Here is a 2045-nt window from a genome sequence, read left to right as displayed (position 1 = left end):
TCAGGGCCGGCTGTCAGGTCAGGGCTGCAGGGGCATGCTCCAGCAGTTGGAGGTGGCCCGCTTGCCGGACAGCCGGTCGGTCAGCCAGTCGATGGCGTCCCCTTGGTCGGTCAGCAGCGGGGCGAAGTGGTTGAGCAGCGCACTGCCGACGTGGGGGAGGACGACGGCCTTGTACGTGACGTCGGCGCCCTTGGCACACCAGTCGACGGCGAGTTGGCGGGACTGCCCGTGCGGCACGAGGTCGTCGCTGACGCCGGTGGCCAGGCGGACCGGGCCGGACGGCTTCATCGTGCCGATGAGCTGCCTGTCCAGGAAGGTCTGGAAGGCGGGCGTGGTGGCGATGATGTCGCCGAGGGACTTTCCGTCCTTGATCCACTTGGTGCTCTTGGCGAAGCCGTACGTGAAGAGGGCGTCGCCGACGCACATCGTCGAGAGGTCGGTGAGTGCGGCCTTGCCGGCGGCGTTCAGATGCGCCTCGGCTATGGGTTCCAGGGACGGGTCGGACTGGAGGAAACCGCTCAGCGACCAGCCCAGCGCGCCGGCCAGTTCGCTGCCGTCGATGGCCTTGGTGACCTTGGTCAGATCGGCGGGCGGCGCGCCGGAGTAGGTCCCGGACAGGGCGACGTCGGGGGCGTAGGTGGACTGGAGTTCGGCGGCCGCCGCGCTCGCCCCGCCGCCCTGGCTGTACCCGTAGAGCCCGACGGGGGAGGCCGTGGTGATCGACGCTCCGCGGACCGAGCGGGCGGCACGGACGGCGTCCAGGACCGCGTGGGCCTCGTCGACCCGGTTCACGTAGGTGTGCAGGCGGTCGGTCGCGCCCAGGCCGGCGTAGTCGGTGACGACCACGGCGACGCCCTTCGCGAGGAGGCGGTAGATCGCCAGGTCCTCGTAACCGACGGATACGGTCTCGCCGTTGAACCGCAGCGGGTGCTCGAGCCCCATGGACGCGGCGCACTGGTCGCCCTGGCCCTGGGTGCCGGGCGCCACCGCGACGAGGGGGCGCGGTCCGTTGCCCTTCCAGGCGGCTGACGGTTCGATGTACGCGCCGGTGACGGCGACCGGCTGCCCGCTCGAGTCGGTGGACCGGTACATCAGCCGGGTCGCGGTTCCCGGCAGCGGGCCCTTGAGACGGGGCAGGCTCAGGGCCAGAGGGAGGCGCTCGCTGCGGATGAGGGTGCCGTTGGCGTCGGGCAGAGACGCGGGCGGGGTGTAGAACGCGGGGATCGCGACACCCCGGGACACGACCTCGTCCGTCGCCGCGGCGGGGGCGGACGCGACGGTTTGGGCGCCGAGGCAGGCGGCGGCGGTGACGGCAGCGGCCAGAAGTCTGGGGCGCGGGCGTGCGGGCATGGCGAACCTCCTGGGAAGCGGCTGGCAGGAAGCGGCCTCCGTGCCGGGGCGTCCCGTGATCGGCCCGGACGGGGAGGCGCGGTTGCGGAGCTACGGAGCTGAGCTGTGGGGAGTCGGGGCTTCGGAGCTACGACGGCACGAGGCACGACGGCACGACGATGGGGCGGCACGACGGTGGGGCGGCACAGCGGCAGGGCACAGCGGCAGGGCGGCCCGGCGGCGAGGTGTGGCACACGCGCCCACGGGCTTGCCCGCGCCGCTCGGAAGTGGTTCGCATTGAACTTACCTATGGGTAAGTTACTCGCGGTAGCAGTAGGAGGGTTACGGTTCGGTAATGTGACGGGCGGTCCGATGTCGCCCGCCGCCCACGGGGGATCGCCCGGGACCGAGGGCCGAGCTCGGTGCGTGGCCGAGGAGACGGTGTCGTCGAGCGGCTGCTCAGTGCGGAGGCTGCTCAGTGCGGAGGCGGCGACGGCACAGGAACGGGCGCGTATCGCCCGGAAGTTGCGTGACGCGGCGCCCGCCACGTCACGGCCATGGCGGTGCAGGCGGACGCCGTCCGCTTCCTGCTCTCCTGCTCTCCGGCGCACCGGACCACCGGAGGGCGACGGTCTCGCCTTCCGGGTGGCCACGGGGGAGGGCGGCCGTCGGCGTCCCCCAGGGGTGCCGACGGCTTCTCCGAACGGGAGAGGCCG

General features: G+C 72.5%; 1 protein-coding gene. It reads right to left on the bottom strand.

Translation table 11 applies throughout. From position 1 onward, the window contains the following. Positions 1-18: 18 nt before the first annotated feature. On the bottom strand, positions 19-1350 hold the full coding sequence (locus ACFP2V_RS02910; RefSeq protein ID WP_381204858.1) for a lipase family protein: 1332 nt from the start codon (positions 1348-1350) through the stop codon (positions 19-21). Positions 1351-2045 lie beyond the last annotated feature (695 nt).

The organism is Streptomyces incanus, from assembly GCF_042656345.1.
In the GTDB taxonomy this organism is placed as follows: Bacteria; Actinomycetota; Actinomycetes; order Streptomycetales; family Streptomycetaceae; genus Streptomyces; species Streptomyces incanus.
Note: the sequence above shows the minus strand (reverse complement) of the source record. Positions and strands in the feature narration are given on the sequence as shown.